The organism is Planctomicrobium stercoris, from assembly GCF_051465655.1.
Lineage (GTDB): Bacteria > Planctomycetota > Planctomycetia > Planctomycetales > Planctomycetaceae > Planctomicrobium.
Window position 1 is genome coordinate 5463493 of record NZ_CP195791.1, and the last position, 15572, is coordinate 5479064.

Sequence of the window (15572 nt, forward strand, 5' to 3'; positions counted from 1 at the left end):
AAGCGTCTTCGACCTCAAATCGCTCGACTGCCCACGGAATCACAGAACGGAGTGACTCACCATCCATCGTTCTCCCGTCTTGCTGCTCATGCGCCACGCCAAGTCCGCGTGGGATCAACCGGAACTGGATGATCACGACCGCATCCTGAAGAAGCGGGGAATGAAAGCTGCCCGGAGAATGGCGGCCGAATTCCGCAAACGGGACGTCACTCCAGCTCGGATCATTTCGTCCTCAGCGACACGAGCGCTGGAGACAGCCCGGATCGTGGCCAACGAATTCGGACTCGACGACATCGACGTCAAGCCGTCTCTTTACCATGCACCGGTGACGGTCTGGAAACAACTGCTTGCTTCACTGCCGAGCGACAAAACCACGCTGATCGTCGGTCACAACCCCGGCCTGGAAGAGCTACTCTGCGAACTGACCTGTCGGGCCGAGCACTTTCCGACCGCAGCCGCCGCGTACTTCGAAGTGACTTCCGGAGCTGAAACCTTTGCCCCCGGATCTTTGCAGTTCATCACACTGGTCCGGCCGAAAGACCTCCAAGACGAAACGTCATAGCAGTATCCGCGACCAGAGCGAATCTCACGACAGGGTGGCGCTCCGGCGGCGATAAACACAGCATTCGAACGACAACTCTCCCCGAATCGCCGCCACACTCCCCTGAGACAGGGGCTAATCGACTCGACCGTTCTGCGGCGCGGAGGCAGTGGATGTCGTTCCCAGACTCTGCAGATAGGCATACAAGTCGGCCAGGTCCTGATCAGTGAGCCCCTTGAGCAGGCCTGCCGGCATCAGCGACTGCGTCAGTGTGCGACGTTCTTCAATCTCCTGAATGTCGATCCGGTAGGTCTGATTGTTAGCATCACGCAGTGCCAGCACGTCCACCGTTTCATACAGAACCAATCCGGTCAGCACGTGACCTTCGGTGGTGGCCACCTGCGTTGCCTGATAGCGTGGGGAGATGTCCCGGCTGGGAAAGGCAATCGCGGTGAACAGGTCTTCGCGAGAGAATCTCCCCGCGACTCCTTCGAGCGCCGGCCCCAGTGCGCGACGCTGTCCATGACACTGGGCACATCCGCGTGTGTTAAAGACCTGCAGTCCATGTTCCGCATTCCCGCTCTGCCAGGAGATCTTCGAGAGGCGTTCGTGAAGTTCTGGCAGGCTCCCTTCGTCACTTGCGGTCGCTGCAGCGAACTCTTTGGGAAACTGGGCCTGCACTGCATTGATCCAGGCGGTAATGGCGGCACGCTGAGGGTCTCCATCTCGCCCCAGAATGTAGCCATGGTCCTGTTTCAGATTCATTCTCAGAACTTCGACAAGCTGATCGCGCGCCTGCCGCTCTTCCCCTTCATCACCGAGTTTTCGCAGCGTCTTCGCGAGCACAACATTTTCCATCGGATCAGCAGACGGCTGGAGCAGCTGCAACGCTGCAATACACATCAACATCGAATCAACAGGGGAAGACTCCAGTGCCTCTAGGAACAACGGTCGGTCACGCTCGTCGGGCTCTGAAGTCAGTACCGTGAGCACGGCGCTTCGCAACGAATACTCGGAGAACTTTGAACGGATCAACTCCATTGCAGCGGGTTGCGAAGAAGCTGCCAGAAGGAAAATTACATCCGAGTTCCAGGCATAGTCCGGAGTGGATGCAATCTTTCTCATGAACGAAGCGACCGCTGCCGGGAAGTAACCACGCGGGAGCTTGGAGATCAGCTGCACATGACCGGGCATTCCAAAGTCGGGATGACTGGCAACAGCGATTGGAAGTTCGGGATCGTTCGCGAGCAGCGAATCGTACATCTCCAGAATGCGCTCGTCCCAGTCGCTGTCCTGCCGAAACTTGCCGGCAGTCATCTTGGACTCCAGACGAATGAGGGCCTCCACGATGTTGACCCGCTGAATGAGAGTCAGCTTGACAGGAATTCGTGACGCGACGATGAGACGATGAATGTCTTCAACCGGATCGGACTCCGGGGAGATCTTGTCGATCACCTTGCTGAGCAGCTCACTGCTGGTTGGCTGAACCATGGCGATCACCCGCTCCAGTTCCCAGTCGACATCCCGGATTCCGGTCGGATACAGGGAGTCCAGTGCTGTCCGGACCTTCGAAACCTGAGTCTCGAAGGACGAGAGATCCATTCGAGGAGCGTACCCGTCATATACCGGTGGTAGCTTCCCGGCAGCCGGGGTCAGGTCCCCCAGTCCCAGTTGCAGGATTCGGACCGCTTCCAGCTTCAGCGGGTCTTCGTACTTCCCCTGCAGAATGCTCAATCCGATGTCGACGGAGTAGCTGGCGAACCCTTCACTCGCCAGGGCGTATGCTCCCGAGACGGGAATGGCAGCAGACCATCCACGTGGGAATCCGATCTGTGCCATCTTGTGAGTATTCGTCCCGCTGGTGCGGGAAAGAACACGCATGGCAGTCTGCCGCACAAAGCGGTCGCGATGAGCCAGTTGCTGACCGAGTGGGGTGATCAGTTCTTCGATTGCCGTGTTGTCGGAACCGATCAGAACTTCCATGGCGTTACGCACAACATGCGGATCGGGATCAGACAGATACGGCGAGAGTGCCTGGGTATTGGGGGTGCGAGGCTGCGTGCGACCGAGCGCCCAGGCAGCACGGGCCCGGATGGACGGATCTTTCGCTAGATGCAGCTGCGCTGCCAGATCACGATCGATGCCGTGAAATTTCTCTGTGAGGATTTCGATCGCCCGCACGCGCTCTGCGGCTGGTCGGCTTTCATCCTGCGAGGCCTTGATGAACGGTTCGCTCGTCAGATCGGCGGCCAGCGGCTCCCAGACACGTCTGGCCCAGCTGCTGAGCGGCTGCGGCGCCCGAAGACAGACATCGAGCTTCTCAGAGACGGTTGCGGGAATGCCCGCACCGCCGGGCCAGGGACGGGATTCGGGGTTCTTCTGCGTTGGTCGGATGCAATAAATCGCTCCGCGCGTCCCACGTCCACCGACACAGACATACAGCTCTCCCTGCGGCCCCACTTCAACGTCAGTCGGTGCGAATCCCTGCTGCCCGATGGCAGACATGAATTCGATCGGTTCCGTACTCCAGGTGCTGCCGTTCTTTTCCAACGGGAGGGCATGAACTTTCCCATAGGTCCAGTCCAGGACGAACAGGGCCCCATGGTATTTGGAGGGGAACGCCGTGTGCCGATAACTGACGACGCCCGTGGGCGAGCCCCGTCCCATGGAAGCGGTTACCGGAGGCATGTCGAAGAAATAATCCGGACGAATCCAATCATTGGTGACCCAGCCTGCATGTGCTCCCGCCAACAGGTGAAGGACGCGTGTCGGTCGGTACCACGGAAGGCTCAACACCTTTTCGCCGTCGCTGTCGAAGGTGAACAGGTCTCCTGATGCAGTGAAGTCGAAATCGTAAGCGTTCCGCATTCCATGTGCGTAGATTTCTCCCTGTGTCAGATCGGGCTTCAGTCGCAGGATGACTCCAGCATGGGGCTTCTTCACCGGCGATGTCGGCAATGACGCGTAGTGTTCGTTGATCTCCGAGGTATTCCCGGCGACGACATACCACCAGCCATCCGCCCCTTTCCGGATCGCATGCAGGTCGTGTTCATTTCCGGTCTTGATCTTCAGGAAGACATCCGCTGGCCCATCCGCACGGTCGTCCTGATTGCGGTCGCGATAGCGAACCAGACCTTCTCCGGCTGCACAGATCAGATCGCGTCCGAGGAAGAACATCCCCTGAGCCCCCTGGGGAAGGTCCTCGATGTAATCCTTGTAACTTTCCGCAACGCCATCGAGGTCGGCATCAATCAGGATCCGGACATAGCCGGGACCGGACACGACGACGCGGCCCAGCGAGTCGATGGTCATGGAATAGATGTCATGTGCCAGATCATCATTCGCATAGAGAGTCGCCTGAAATCCTTCTGGAACTTTCACCGCAAGCGGAGCGTCAGCTGCCAGGACGAGATTTTTTGCGAGCAGAATGGCGACAATGCAGTGGATCGCAAAATCCCTGAAACAGCGACGAGAACCCTGAGCGGCTCGCTGCGGCGTCTCTGCGAAATCCAGCATATGAATCGATCCCTGATTCCCTGATGCTTCGTGTCTGATGCAATCCGCATTCTCCGAATGCGACCAATTCCCGGGAATGGATCAATTCCATTCCTGATTGGAATTTGCGTCCCTGACGGGACTTGCTAATGTTCGCATGATAATCCCCTTTTCCGGTTTCAGGCAATGCTGCCTTGACCCCGGGAGGAGCTTCGATCCGGCAGATTCCTCACTTGCTCGATGACGGCCTGCCACGCCAGATTTCCATGGGAATTTGATGTCTCACGACGCGTACTCGCCCGTTTCGGCCCGCCGATGTCTTGTCGCGATCTCAGCGATCATCCTGCTGTACATCGTCGCGGCAGCGATGGGTTGGCCCCAGGCCGCCACACAGCTGATCTCCGGGGGAGCTCATGCTGTCGAAGCGGACCATCCCGCGGGTGAAGAGGCTGCCGAGCACGCGCCCCACAAAAAGCCGACTCCCCCTTCCGTCGTCGCGGTGATCCCGTTTGCACTGCTCCTGCTGGGAATCGCGGTCCTCCCGCTGATCAAACAGACTGAACACTGGTGGGAGAGCAATCTGAACCGTTTCCTCGTGGCAGCCGGGATGGGACTGCTGACGCTGGCGTATTACGCGATTTTTCACAACCACCCCATTGAGCGGCACTTTGTCTGGCATGGCCTCTCCGCTCCGGGAGAATCGGCGCCGTACTGGTCACTTCCCTGGACCGTTCTTCAGAATGCGATCCTCGCGGAGTACATCCCGTTCATTGTCCTGCTGTTCGCTCTGTACACGATCTGCGGCGGGATTCGGATTACCGGGGACCTGCCGGCGCATCCCTCGACGAACACAATCTTCATGCTCATCGGAGGAGCACTCGCCAGCTTCATCGGCACGACCGGCGCCGCAATGGTGCTGATCCGTCCATTGCTTGAGACAAACGCCGAACGCAAACACGTGGCCCACACGGTCGTGTTCTTCATTTTCATCGTCTGCAACTGCGGAGGATGTCTTCTGCCGATCGGTGATCCTCCGCTTTTCCTGGGCTACCTGCAGGGAGTCTCCTTTCTGTGGACAATGACTCTGTGGAAAGAATGGGCATTTGTGAATCTGTCTCTGCTGGCGATCTACTTTCTTTGGGACCAGTTCTACGCTTACCCACGCGAGACATTTCGTGATGTCGTGCGTGACGAAACTCAGGTTCGCAAGCTGCAGTTCAGCGGCCTGATGCCGAACCTGCCACTGCTGCTGGGAGTGGTACTCGCTGTTGCGTTGCTTGATCCGAGCAAACCGGTTCCGGGGACCAACTGGCACGCGTGGCTTTGGCTGCGGGAGATTGTGCAACTCTCCTTGGTCGCCATCTCCCTGCTGGCCGGTGCGGAGTTCGTCCGCCGCGACAACCGTTTCAACTTTGCCGCCATCATCGAAGTGGCTGCCCTGTTTGTGGGAATCTTCATCTGCATGCAGCCGGCCCTGCAGATACTGGACGTGCACGGAGCCTCCCTGGGACTGGATACTCCCGCAAAGTTTTTCTGGTCGACCGGCGGTCTCTCGGCGGTTCTCGACAATGCCCCGACCTACCTGGTCTTCTTCAAGACCGCGCAGGCGATGCCGGCAACAGGTGAAACCCAGGCGGGAGTGGATGTGCATGTGCTCACTGCCATCAGCCTGGGAGCGGTGATGATGGGGGCCATGACCTACATCGGAAACGGTCCGAACTTCATGGTCAAAAGTATCGCGGAGAAGTCGGGGGTTAAAATGCCGAGCTTCTTCGGTTACATGCTCTACAGTTGCCTGATCCTGCTGCCGCTGCTGCTAGCGATGCAACTGCTGTTTGTGAAATGAACCGTAACCGGAATCTTCAACCGCGAATCACTCGAATACGGCGCATCACAAAGGACAGTGCTGGTGAGTTCGCCGAGCAGTGACATTGAGAACGCCTGACATCGCGACAGCGGGCGGATCGTCGTGTTTGCCGTGCTTTCCTGTTCATCCCATTCGCGATTGTTTTCCCTGTGACCGACTCTCCCAGGTGAGCTGTCTGAAAATCTTTGGTAATTCGCTGAAACTTTCAGATGGCGGGAACTCGTGATTCTTCGGAATCGTCCTCTTTGAGAAGAAGACTGAGAGGGGTACTCTGGACTGGGGAGGTCTGTCATGGCACGTATCGGAATCGCGATCTGCGCTCTGTTTCTGTTGTCCCACACTGCGTTTGCACAAGGTGTGCTCGTTATTGTGAACAAGTCGGTGCCCCTGCCTCGCCCGATTCCCATCCTCCCCACGCCGCCACGTCCAGCTCTGACGACGTATACCCTGAATGAAATGTCCGTTCAGGCGACGCTGCGTGACCAGATGGCGGATGTCGAGGTCTCTCAGACGTTCCTGAATTCCGGAACAGGAACGATCGAAGCACAGTTCGTCTTTCCCCTCCCCTACGATGGCGCCATCGACTCCATGACCTTGCTGGTGAACGGCAAGGAACTCCCTGCAAAACTCCTCACCGCCGCCGACGCCAGAAACCGCTACGAAGAAATCGTCCGCACCAACAAAGATCCCGCATTGCTGGAGTGGATTGGAACAGGAATGTTCCAGACGAGCGTCTTTCCCATCCCGGCTGGCGAAAAACGGACTGTCAGCATTCACTACACACAACTCCTGCGCAAGCAGGGATCGCTCATCGATTTTCTTTTTCCGCTCAGTACCGCCCGCTATACCGCCAAGCCGGTCGAGAATCTGAACGTCCGGATCGCGCTGGAGAGTTCAGCCGACATCAAGAATCTCTACAGCCCGACTCATGCCGTCGACATCAAACGGAATGGCGAAAAGCATGCTGTCGTGACGTTCGAAGCCAAACAGACTGTCCCTGCCACCGACTTCCGACTTCTGTTCGATTCCAGTGCTGGTGCGGTGGGAGCCACCCTTCTGACCTATCGTTCCGACTCCTCGGACGAAGGATACTTTCTGCTTCTGGCGAGCCCGGAATTCTCCGCAGCGACATCAACACCGGCGAAGAAGACGCTCAGTTTCGTCGTCGACAAGTCCGGAAGCATGTCCGGGAAGAAGATTGATCAGGCCCGCGAAGCTGCCCGATTCGTCCTGAACAATCTGCATGAAGGAGACCTGTTCAACATCATCTCCTACAACAACACGGTCGCTGCCTTTCGAAGCGAACTGGAAGGAGTTTCCAATGAAAGCCGGACGGCTGGCCTGGGATATGTCGATTCGCTGTACGCCGGAGGTGGAACCAATATTCAGGATGCCCTGCTTCGCAGTCTGTCGGAACTGAAAGATGAGAAGCGACCGAATTACCTGCTCTTCCTGACTGATGGCCTTCCCACTTCCGGCGAAACCAATGAGAGTCGGATTGCAGCGGCGATCAAGCGGGCAAACGAACGAAACGCCCGGCTCATCTGCTTTGGCGTCGGCTATGATGTGAACAGCAGGCTGCTCGATCGACTCTCGCGAGAGAATCACGGACTCAGCGAGTATGTTCGCCCGGATGAAAATATCGAAGCCGCGGTCGCGCGCGTCTATCAGCGGATCAGTTCTCCGGTCCTGACTGAGATTCAATTGACCTTCGATCTCGATGATGCTGCGGGGTCGGCGGTGAGTCGCGTTTATCCGGGAGGTACGCTCGATCTCTTTCACGGAGAACAGCTGGTCGTTGTCGGAAGATACAAGCGGCCGGGTGTCGTTCAGATCAACCTCAAAGGAAGCCTGGAAGGGGCCGAACAGACCCACAGCTTTCCGGGGGAATTTGTCTCGAAAAGCAACGACCAGTCGAATGCCTTCATCGCACGCCTGTGGGCCACGCGGCGTATTGGCGAGATCATTGATGAACTGGATTTGAACGGCACCAATTCAGAACTTGTCCAGGAACTGGTGCAACTCTCCACTCAACATGGCATCCTGACCCCATATACCGCTTTCCTTGCGGACAAGACCGTCAGACCGGATGTCGCATCGACCTCGAATCGTGAACGGGCAGCGAACAATCTCGGAGCCTTGGAAGATTCCGCCGGAAAGTCTGGATTCGATCAACGTGCTGCCAAGCAGCTCTTCAAGAACGCTGACAAGGCACCGCCGAGCCCTGTGATGAGCCCCGCGCGGGTCTTCATCGCTGCGGACGAATCGAGCGGGCCCGGGACATCGGCAACTCCAGCCCAGCTCCCGCTGGTGCAGAAATCCGGGACCACATTGTACCGTCGCGGGAAGCTGATGGTCACTCCGGAAACAGCTTCGCTGGACTTGAACAAAGATCAGGACCGGATCACGACACTCGTCCGCTTCACCCCGGAGTACTTCGAGTTGATCGCGAAAAATACTCGCAGCGAGAACGAACTGCTCAGCGAACAGAGCCCGGATGAAGAACTCCTGGTGCAGTTCCGCGGAGTGAACTACCTGATCAAGTGATTGGATTCGCTCTACGAGGTTTTTACCACGGAGGCACAGAGACACAGAGAGAGACAAAGGACATCATGAACAGAATCTGTTGGAAGAGTTCCCGGCAGACACCTGTTTGACCAACGTTCCAGAGTATTTCTCCGTGCCGCCGTGTCTCCGTGGTTCCTCTTACTCTTCTTTGGAATCTGCTGAAACAGGGACCGGCTCTCTGGGTCTTTCTGCCACTTGAACCGGAGTCATCTCCGTGAGAGGTTGTTCGAACTGCCAGCGGAAGAGTCGGCCGTCCCGTTTGACCAGCATGAAGGTCGATTCAATCTTCTCGACCGTCAGAGCGAAGTCGGCCACTTCGAGGTGGTCTCCTTCCTTCACCATGGTACTGCGATTCGTCACGCGATCATTGATCAGGCATTCCTTCTCGCCGTTGGAACGGATCACGGAACCGGTCAGATACGTGTACTTGGCGGAGTCCTCTTCAAGCGCGATCGAAAACTTCTGAGACGCGGTCTGCGGCATCTCATCGCCGTCCTGCACCTGCACATTGACGGAGAGTGTCTGCGGCAGCAGGTCTTCCCCTGGCGTCCAGCGGAGCTCGCCCGTTGAGGCATCAATGCTCATTCCGCTCGGGCCGTCGGACAGGGAGTACTGCAGTTTCCTGTTGTCACCATCTGGATCCTCGGCAGCGATCTTCACTTTGGACTGTCTGCCGATAAAGAACTTCAACGGTTTCTGATCACTGAACCGGGGGGGAAGATTCGGATCCCGTACCCGCACATTCACATTCGAAGTGAATCCGGAATCGCGGCCGTTGGTTCCCCAGACCAGGATCTCGATCGGCTGTCTGCCCAGTTCCGCCTGCTCTCCAATCCGCCAGTGGAAAGTCCCCGTTTTTTCGTCGAGTTCCATTCCCTGCGGAGCGGACAGAACTTCGAACTTGGGACTTCCAAACGCCGGATTCCAACCGGAGACGTCGAGCTTCCAGGTCCAGTTGGTTCCCCGAATGGCAACCGGCGGAGTCGTGCTCGCCAGTCGCGGCTGATAATTCACTTGAGCGGTCGGCTTGGTGAAGATGCTCCGGGTCCACATGGCAGCCACCGCCTGGGAAGACTCCTTACGTGCCTGTAGCGGAAATTCTTCGACGCCATCGCTGGCGTTATGCTTTTCGGCGAACGATTTTTCAACGCCCCGCTGAACCGTCCAGACATTCCCATCGACTGCGGTCACGTTCAGGAATTCACTGCCGATGCGGATACAGAATGGTGTCTGATCCGGAAACCCTTTACTGGAAACAACGGTCAGCTTCTGAGTATCGCGACTGATCGGTTCGGCGAGTTCCGTCAGTGGGAACAGACGCGGACGAGCCGGCGCCGAAGGAAGTGACAATCCTTCGGCTGTGAGTGTCAGCGTCAGTTCAGGATTCCCTTCGTTGCTGGGGCTGAGCACATCACATCGAGCGATCCGGTGCAACAGCTGGACAGACTCGAATCGCTCGAGAAAGGAAGCCAGTTCCTGCAGCTGCGCCTTGGCGTCGATCGTGATAGGAATCGTGACATAGGTATCCGCTTCGGCAACCCTGCGGTCGAGCGAGACTTTGTTGATTTCAAATCCGGAGATCAGCGCCAGTGTTGTGATCCATTCCTGATAAAGCCGCTGCGCATCCTGAGGATCCGGAGGAAGGCTCAAGGCCCGCCAGCTTTTGATTTCACTCTCTTTGCGGGCGAGGTCCAGCTGCTGTTCGAAAAGCTGCTCTTTCTCTTTCGTCAGCTGGATTTCGCGCCCTTCAAGTTCCTGCAGCGGTTTAAGAATCCGGTCCGCGAACATCGAGAACCCGAGCCAGAACACGAGTGTTCCGCCGAGTGCGCCAGCCAGGATTTTTTCTCGTTTTTGCATGGAACGATGAAACGACAAAAGTTCGAAGTTCAGGAACGTTGTGGAGCAGCGGCCGTAGTCTGCATGCCTGAGGAGTCCGGCTTCCCGACGACGGGCTTCACGGGTTGGGGACGGGGGAGTTCCACATCCAGATCGAATTCCCAGGGATAGTCGGGATCGCGCGATCCCTGTTTCGGCGTGGTCGGTCGAACGCGGAAACCGTTATCGGAGAGCGTCTGATTAAGGCCGTCGACATCCCCTCGAGTCTTCGCGCAGCCGCGGCCGACGAAGCGTGCCTGCATCTCGCCTCCCTGCGGAACGACCCTCATTTCGACGAAGTACACGCGGTCGGTCCCGGTGAGCCGCACCCGCAGCTGATTCCACAATTCAACCGGATCCGAATCCAGTTCTTTCCACCGCGCCAGCCGCTGGTAGGCGTCCGCTCGCGGCTTCCCTTTCTTCAGCAATTCCGACTTGGAATTGACGTCCGTCTGCAACGTGAGAATTGACTCCTCAAGCGCCGACTTCTTCGAGTAAAACACCCAGTACCCGAGAATGAAGACCAGCAGCGCCGCTGCCGCACTCACACCATAGTAAAGCTTGCGGCGGTCCGGGACTTCCTTGCGTTGACGCGGATGCAGCAGATCCACATGCAGGCGATCATCCCGAGCAGGGAGTCCGGCTCCCAGCAGCGATTCATATCCGGGGATCGGCTTGCCGGAGAGAGTGGCTGAAGCGTTCACTTCAGTAATGGCACCGGGAAATTTCTGCTCCAGCTGCTGGAGCACATCTTCGTCCCGCACCCCACTCACATAGAAGCACCTGCCGAGCGTGGCGTTCGGATTGGATTGACTCAGCGCGACCAGACAACGTGACAGATCGCTCTTGAAGGATTTCAACCGGTCTGCGGGCGTTCCCCCTTCAACGGGTTCTGGAAGGAGCGACGCGTGACTGAAGACAAGCGTTCCAAAGTCGAAGATCGAGAATTCGACCCGTCGGCCATGCTGGTAGACGATGAGGTCGGGTTGCTGCAGTCCCAGATCACTGGCCGCTTTCGTACGGACGAGTTCCGCCACCGTGAGCGAAGAAACCGTAACGCGTTCCAGCTGCAGCCGGGCTCCCTGGCAGACCGATTGAATGCGAGTCAGGGCATCCCGTTCGATGGTGCAGCTGATCACTTCCTGTCCTGCATCAGGATTCAGGACAGGCAACGTCAGAAAGTCGAGGGAAAGTGCGTTGATCGGTGTGGAGGTCCGCGTGGCCGCCTGGAATCGCACGAGATCGGGTAACTCATCAGCGGGAGCCACCGGAATCTGAAGTCTGCGGATGATGACAGCATCGCGTGGAACGACAATCACCGTCTGTTCAGCCGTGATTCCTTCTTTATTCAACCACGCCCGTAACGCTTCAGCTCCCTGCGAAACGGGAATCTGTTCGTCAGCATGATCGACGAACGGCGCGGAGGCAGCTGCCCGGACAGACCCTTTCCCCCCATCCGCGAGGACCAGTGCGGAAAGGTGGTCGCGAGACCATTCGAGAATCAGGAGGTCAGACATAGTTCCGATGAAGAGTAAAGAAAAAGAGCCTCAGGCGTTGGAAACCGCGAATCTTACGAATCAGGCGAATTGTTCACATGTCATGAAGCGCTTTCGAAAGTATCACAGAGACGATGGCTGTCGCCGCCATTCGCAGTATTCGTTTGATTTGCGGTTCCGTCTCCCCTCGATGTCTCCGTACTTCGGAGTGGGTGTCATTTCAAGTCCTATTGTGACTGATGAACCAGACGGGAGTCTTGCCCGAACCTGACGAATTCACTGCAGAATTCCCAGTCTCCCACCGGCTCTAGCGATTGTTCGGAGTGTCGGGTGAATCGGAAAACGAGGGGAGCTGATCACGGCGGAACCCTGCCCCCAGATCAGACAGGTTTCGATAGGAAATCACAGACGGCACAGGTGTCGTGCCGTCAATAATCGCTTCCACCCGGGCCATCGGTCCAGGGGAATCCCCATGACCGACCACCTGAACACGAATCACATCGCCCCGTCCCGTAATTGAACTGTCCAGCAGCCGCATCGTTTCCAGATCGACCAGTCCGTCAATCAGCAGCCAGCCCGCAGTGTTAAAACGTTCGGCACTCCCGGAACCGTTTGAGAGTCGCTGCGCTCGGGCCGAGAGAATGGCATCCGGGAGGTCTTCCGGCATCCCCGGAATGCCCACCAGAACCTCCCGCCGTGCCTGATTGATATTGATCCGACCTTCGATCTGTTCATCCGTGGTGAACGTCAGCGTGTCGAGGAGTTCCGGAAGCGATTGCTGCAGGCTGCCGGCATCGGCCTTCCACGGACTGTCGAGGACAGTTTCCTGTCCGTCGATCGTCACTTGAACCTGCGAACCGATCAGTTCGTAGATCGATTCAATGGTGGTGGATCCGCCCGAGGAGACATCCATTCCTCCTCGAGTCACGGCTCCTTCGGTTCCCCCCATGATGCTGGCGAGACCGTTTGCCATTCCCTTCAGAGCTTCGTCTGTTTCGGAATTGCCGGTTGACGAAGTGTTGGAACCGCCCGAGGTCGACAGGGACAGTCCGCGGGATCGCGAGCCCCCTGATCGGCTTGAACCGGTGCTGCTTCCGCCCCCTCCCGCGACGCTCCCTCCCGTCCCCCCGGAACTTCCTGCACTCGTGGAGCCGCCTCCGCTACTCGACCGCCCGCTGCTGCCGGTTGAAGAACCGGACCCGCCGGAAGTGCCGCCACTGGTTCCCGGACTGGATGAACCGGTCCCGGGTGATCCTCCCTGACTCCCGCCGGAAGAAGAGGGACCTCCCCCGGCCGATCCGGATGAGGATCCTCCCCCACTGCTGCTGTTGCCGGAAGACTGTCCGGACGACTGGTCTCCTCCTGACTTCAACGGCCCGTTGAGGCGATACGCAGTGATGAAACGGGCTTCATCCGGCCCCAGACGTTCCTCGAGCAGATCATAAAGATCTGTCAGCAACGTTTCGTTCACATTCAAACGCGGTTCACCAAAGTATTCCGAAGAATGCTGAAGATTGCTTTCTTTGCTATGCAGCGTGAAGAACTCGCTCCAGCCGATGTCCAGAACGCCGTCCGCATTGTCCGCGGGAAGCGACAGGTCGCCGTCGTTCTCATTCGGATCGAGCACGCCGTTGCGGTTGGCATCTTCCCCATACAGCAGTTGAGCTGTCACTCCGTTGATCAGCAGCAGTTCCTCAATGGACTGCAAGGGACCATCGCGAGGGGGCACCAACGTATCGCTTTCAGCTTCTGCTCCATATTCACGTGGATCCTGGTCGGCATCGATCCAGTCGAGAATGCTGTCCGCAATCTCTTCGGTCATGTTCGGCAGCCCCATCAAAAGCGTGCGGGCCATGCCGGTTTCGGGATCGAGCCGGGCAATCGCATTCAGATTGATGCGGCCGGACTCATCGATCACCCCCATGCGTAAGACCGCCGCATCACTGGTCTCTTCGAGCGGGGCAATGACCGTGAAGCCCCCCCCTTCCTGCACCGGCACGTGAAACAGTTGCGGGTTGTTGTAGAGATCCAGATCCCAGCCGCCAACTTCCGGAGTCAGCAGGGCGGCGACGTACTCCACACCGGAATCGGCCCAGACAGTCACTGCGTGCTGATGGCCAGCTGCGGAAGCGGCCCGGTACTCTGTGATCATCAACTCGGAGTAGGTGTACGCTCCCAGTGACAGCATGGCAATCACCACCAGCACAAGGATCAGCGCACTCCCGCTGCGACTGCCCGCTTCCTTCTTGGAAGTGGCTGAAGGGGCGATGTGCCTGAGCGATGTGTGAGGAGAAGTCATCATGTCATGTCTGTCAAAACTTGCACGGGGGGGGCCTGATCCGTGTGTGTGAAGTCACCTCATTGAACTGTCGGCGCTGAGAGAGGAACCTTGAAGATATACTGCACGTGAGTCACCGTCCCGGACTCCCGGCTGAGACTTCGTCCCACCTGCACGATTGGTGGATTCCAGAATCCGAAGTCCACCTCGATGGCTCGCGGGAGCCGTCCCATCGTCACACTGTCCCAGCTTTCGAACCATTCCCCCGCATCAAAATAGCGGAAGGTCAACTCGGTCACTTCCGGTGCAATGAGTGCATCGGACTCAAGCATCTCATCACCGGCGATGGACGTATACATGTCTCGTACACGCCGCCCCAGCCCGACGGACGGACGGGTCGACTTGAGATTCTTCTGAAGCATGGCCATCTGGATGGAGTCGATGGAAGTCAGACCGAAAGTCACGATCTGCAGATCACTTGAGCGTTCCCTGGGAGTCGTCGTCGTGGAAAGCGGAAAGTAATTCAGCTCACGGGTCGGCAGACTCACCGCCAGATGCAACAGTTCGGAAGTCCCCACGATCCCGAAGATCACAGGCAGTCCTGCATCTTCCAGCCCGAGGAAACTCATTTCCGTTCCGCTGCTGAGAGATCCCTGCGCGGAGGACGTTCCTCCCGCAGCCATGGCATCGAAAGACGAACCACTGAAGCTCGCACCGCCTGTTCCGGAAGAGGATTCCGCCCCCGCTTCATCCGCTGCCTGCAGCCCGGAGTCACCAGAATTCGCTTCCTCCGGGATCTTCAGAACGACACACGAAAGATCCTGAGCGATCATGCGGGTGAGTGCCCGCATCAGCTGCTGCCCGCGAATCTCCGCCCGACCAGCTGTCTGATACCGATAGTAAAGGTCGACGGAAGCATAGACCGCCGAAATCAGCATGACGCTCAGGCCCAGAGCAATGAGCACTTCTATCAGCGTGAATCCGGAAGGACGGTGTGCCGATTTCATAGCGTCCCTCCTTCCGTCGCGGCTGCGTTGGCAGCGTCCACGTAGACTTGAGGGTCTCGCAACAATCGGGCGAGGCGGTAGCTGACTTTGTTCTTATCGTCCTTGTCTGCGTGTTCGACAATGACTTCCAGCCGCAGCAGGTTCGGGGTCCCGCTGTCACTGATATTCAGCGTCCAGTACCAGTTCGACTTGCCGTCAAACGGAACTCGATTGACTCCTTCCAGCGACTGCACACCGGCCACAACTTCGTTCATCCGCTGTTCGGCCAGAAGCACCGCCTGAGACTCCAGCTGGGCGCGAACCGCGGCCCGGCTTCCCGTCCGCAGCACCTGTGTGATGGCAGTCAGCGCACCAATAAAGATCGCGAGCGCCAGCACCACTTCAAACAGAGAAATTCCCCGGCGGGCAGTTCGGTTCGAATTGGAATTCGTTTGACGCACGGCGA

Annotated in this window: 9 protein-coding genes; 3 read left to right on the forward strand and 6 right to left on the reverse strand. The window is 57.8% G+C overall.

What is annotated here, in order from left to right:
- The first annotated feature begins 88 nt into the window (after positions 1-88).
- Positions 89-562: a SixA phosphatase family protein gene (locus SH661x_RS22215; RefSeq protein ID WP_437226164.1), complete on the forward strand. Its 474-nt coding sequence runs from the start codon at positions 89-91 to the stop codon at positions 560-562.
- Positions 563-676: 114 nt separating this feature from the next.
- Here the strand turns inward: SH661x_RS22215 and SH661x_RS22220 are convergent, their stop codons facing one another.
- Positions 677-4057 (reverse strand): PVC-type heme-binding CxxCH protein, encoded by a 3381-nt coding sequence (locus SH661x_RS22220; protein WP_437226166.1) that lies wholly within the window; start codon positions 4055-4057, stop codon positions 677-679.
- 256 nt (positions 4058-4313) lie between these two features.
- On the opposite strand from SH661x_RS22220, the gene SH661x_RS22225 reads away from it, so the two are divergent.
- Both SH661x_RS22225 and SH661x_RS22230 read left to right on the forward strand, forming a co-directional pair.
- Complete coding sequence (locus SH661x_RS22225; protein ID WP_437226168.1) at positions 4314-5882, forward strand: sodium:proton antiporter; 1569 nt, start codon at positions 4314-4316, stop codon at positions 5880-5882.
- 312 nt (positions 5883-6194) lie between these two features.
- Positions 6195-8450: a VIT domain-containing protein gene (locus tag SH661x_RS22230; RefSeq protein WP_437226170.1), complete on the forward strand. Its 2256-nt coding sequence runs from the start codon at positions 6195-6197 to the stop codon at positions 8448-8450.
- Between the two features lie 159 nt (positions 8451-8609).
- Here the strand turns inward: SH661x_RS22230 and SH661x_RS22235 are convergent, their stop codons facing one another.
- The 5 genes from SH661x_RS22235 to SH661x_RS22255 all read right to left on the reverse strand — a co-directional run bounded on the left by SH661x_RS22235 (position 8610) and on the right by SH661x_RS22255 (position 15567).
- Positions 8610-10328, reverse strand: coding sequence for a putative Ig domain-containing protein (locus tag SH661x_RS22235; protein WP_437226172.1), 1719 nt, complete (start codon positions 10326-10328; stop codon positions 8610-8612).
- A gap of 29 nt (positions 10329-10357) precedes the next feature.
- Positions 10358-11863, reverse strand: coding sequence for a hypothetical protein (locus tag SH661x_RS22240; protein WP_437226174.1), 1506 nt, complete (start codon positions 11861-11863; stop codon positions 10358-10360).
- Positions 11864-12149: 286 nt separating this feature from the next.
- Positions 12150-14144, reverse strand: coding sequence for a general secretion pathway protein GspK (locus SH661x_RS22245; protein WP_437226175.1), 1995 nt, complete (start codon positions 14142-14144; stop codon positions 12150-12152).
- 56 nt (positions 14145-14200) lie between these two features.
- Complete coding sequence (locus SH661x_RS22250) at positions 14201-15127, reverse strand: prepilin-type N-terminal cleavage/methylation domain-containing protein (protein WP_437226177.1); 927 nt, start codon at positions 15125-15127, stop codon at positions 14201-14203.
- Positions 15124-15567: a type IV pilus modification PilV family protein gene (locus SH661x_RS22255; protein ID WP_437226179.1), complete on the reverse strand. Its 444-nt coding sequence runs from the start codon at positions 15565-15567 to the stop codon at positions 15124-15126. The genes SH661x_RS22250 and SH661x_RS22255 overlap by 4 nt, the downstream gene beginning before the upstream one ends.
- Between the last annotated feature and the right edge of the window lie 5 nt (positions 15568-15572).

Excerpts from the sequence above, each read along its gene's own strand:
- SH661x_RS22215 (WP_437226164.1), top strand. The coding sequence starts at position 89 with ATGCGCCACGCCAAGTCCGCGTGGGATCAACCGGAACTGGATGATCAC.
- SH661x_RS22220 (WP_437226166.1), bottom strand. The coding sequence starts at position 4,057 with ATGCTGGATTTCGCAGAGACGCCGCAGCGAGCCGCTCAGGGTTCTCGT.
- SH661x_RS22225 (WP_437226168.1), top strand. The coding sequence starts at position 4,314 with ATGTCTCACGACGCGTACTCGCCCGTTTCGGCCCGCCGATGTCTTGTC.
- SH661x_RS22230 (WP_437226170.1), top strand. The coding sequence starts at position 6,195 with ATGGCACGTATCGGAATCGCGATCTGCGCTCTGTTTCTGTTGTCCCAC.
- SH661x_RS22235 (WP_437226172.1), bottom strand. The coding sequence starts at position 10,328 with ATGCAAAAACGAGAAAAAATCCTGGCTGGCGCACTCGGCGGAACACTC.
- SH661x_RS22240 (WP_437226174.1), bottom strand. The coding sequence starts at position 11,863 with ATGTCTGACCTCCTGATTCTCGAATGGTCTCGCGACCACCTTTCCGCA.
- SH661x_RS22245 (WP_437226175.1), bottom strand. The coding sequence starts at position 14,144 with ATGATGACTTCTCCTCACACATCGCTCAGGCACATCGCCCCTTCAGCC.
- SH661x_RS22250 (WP_437226177.1), bottom strand. The coding sequence starts at position 15,127 with ATGAAATCGGCACACCGTCCTTCCGGATTCACGCTGATAGAAGTGCTC.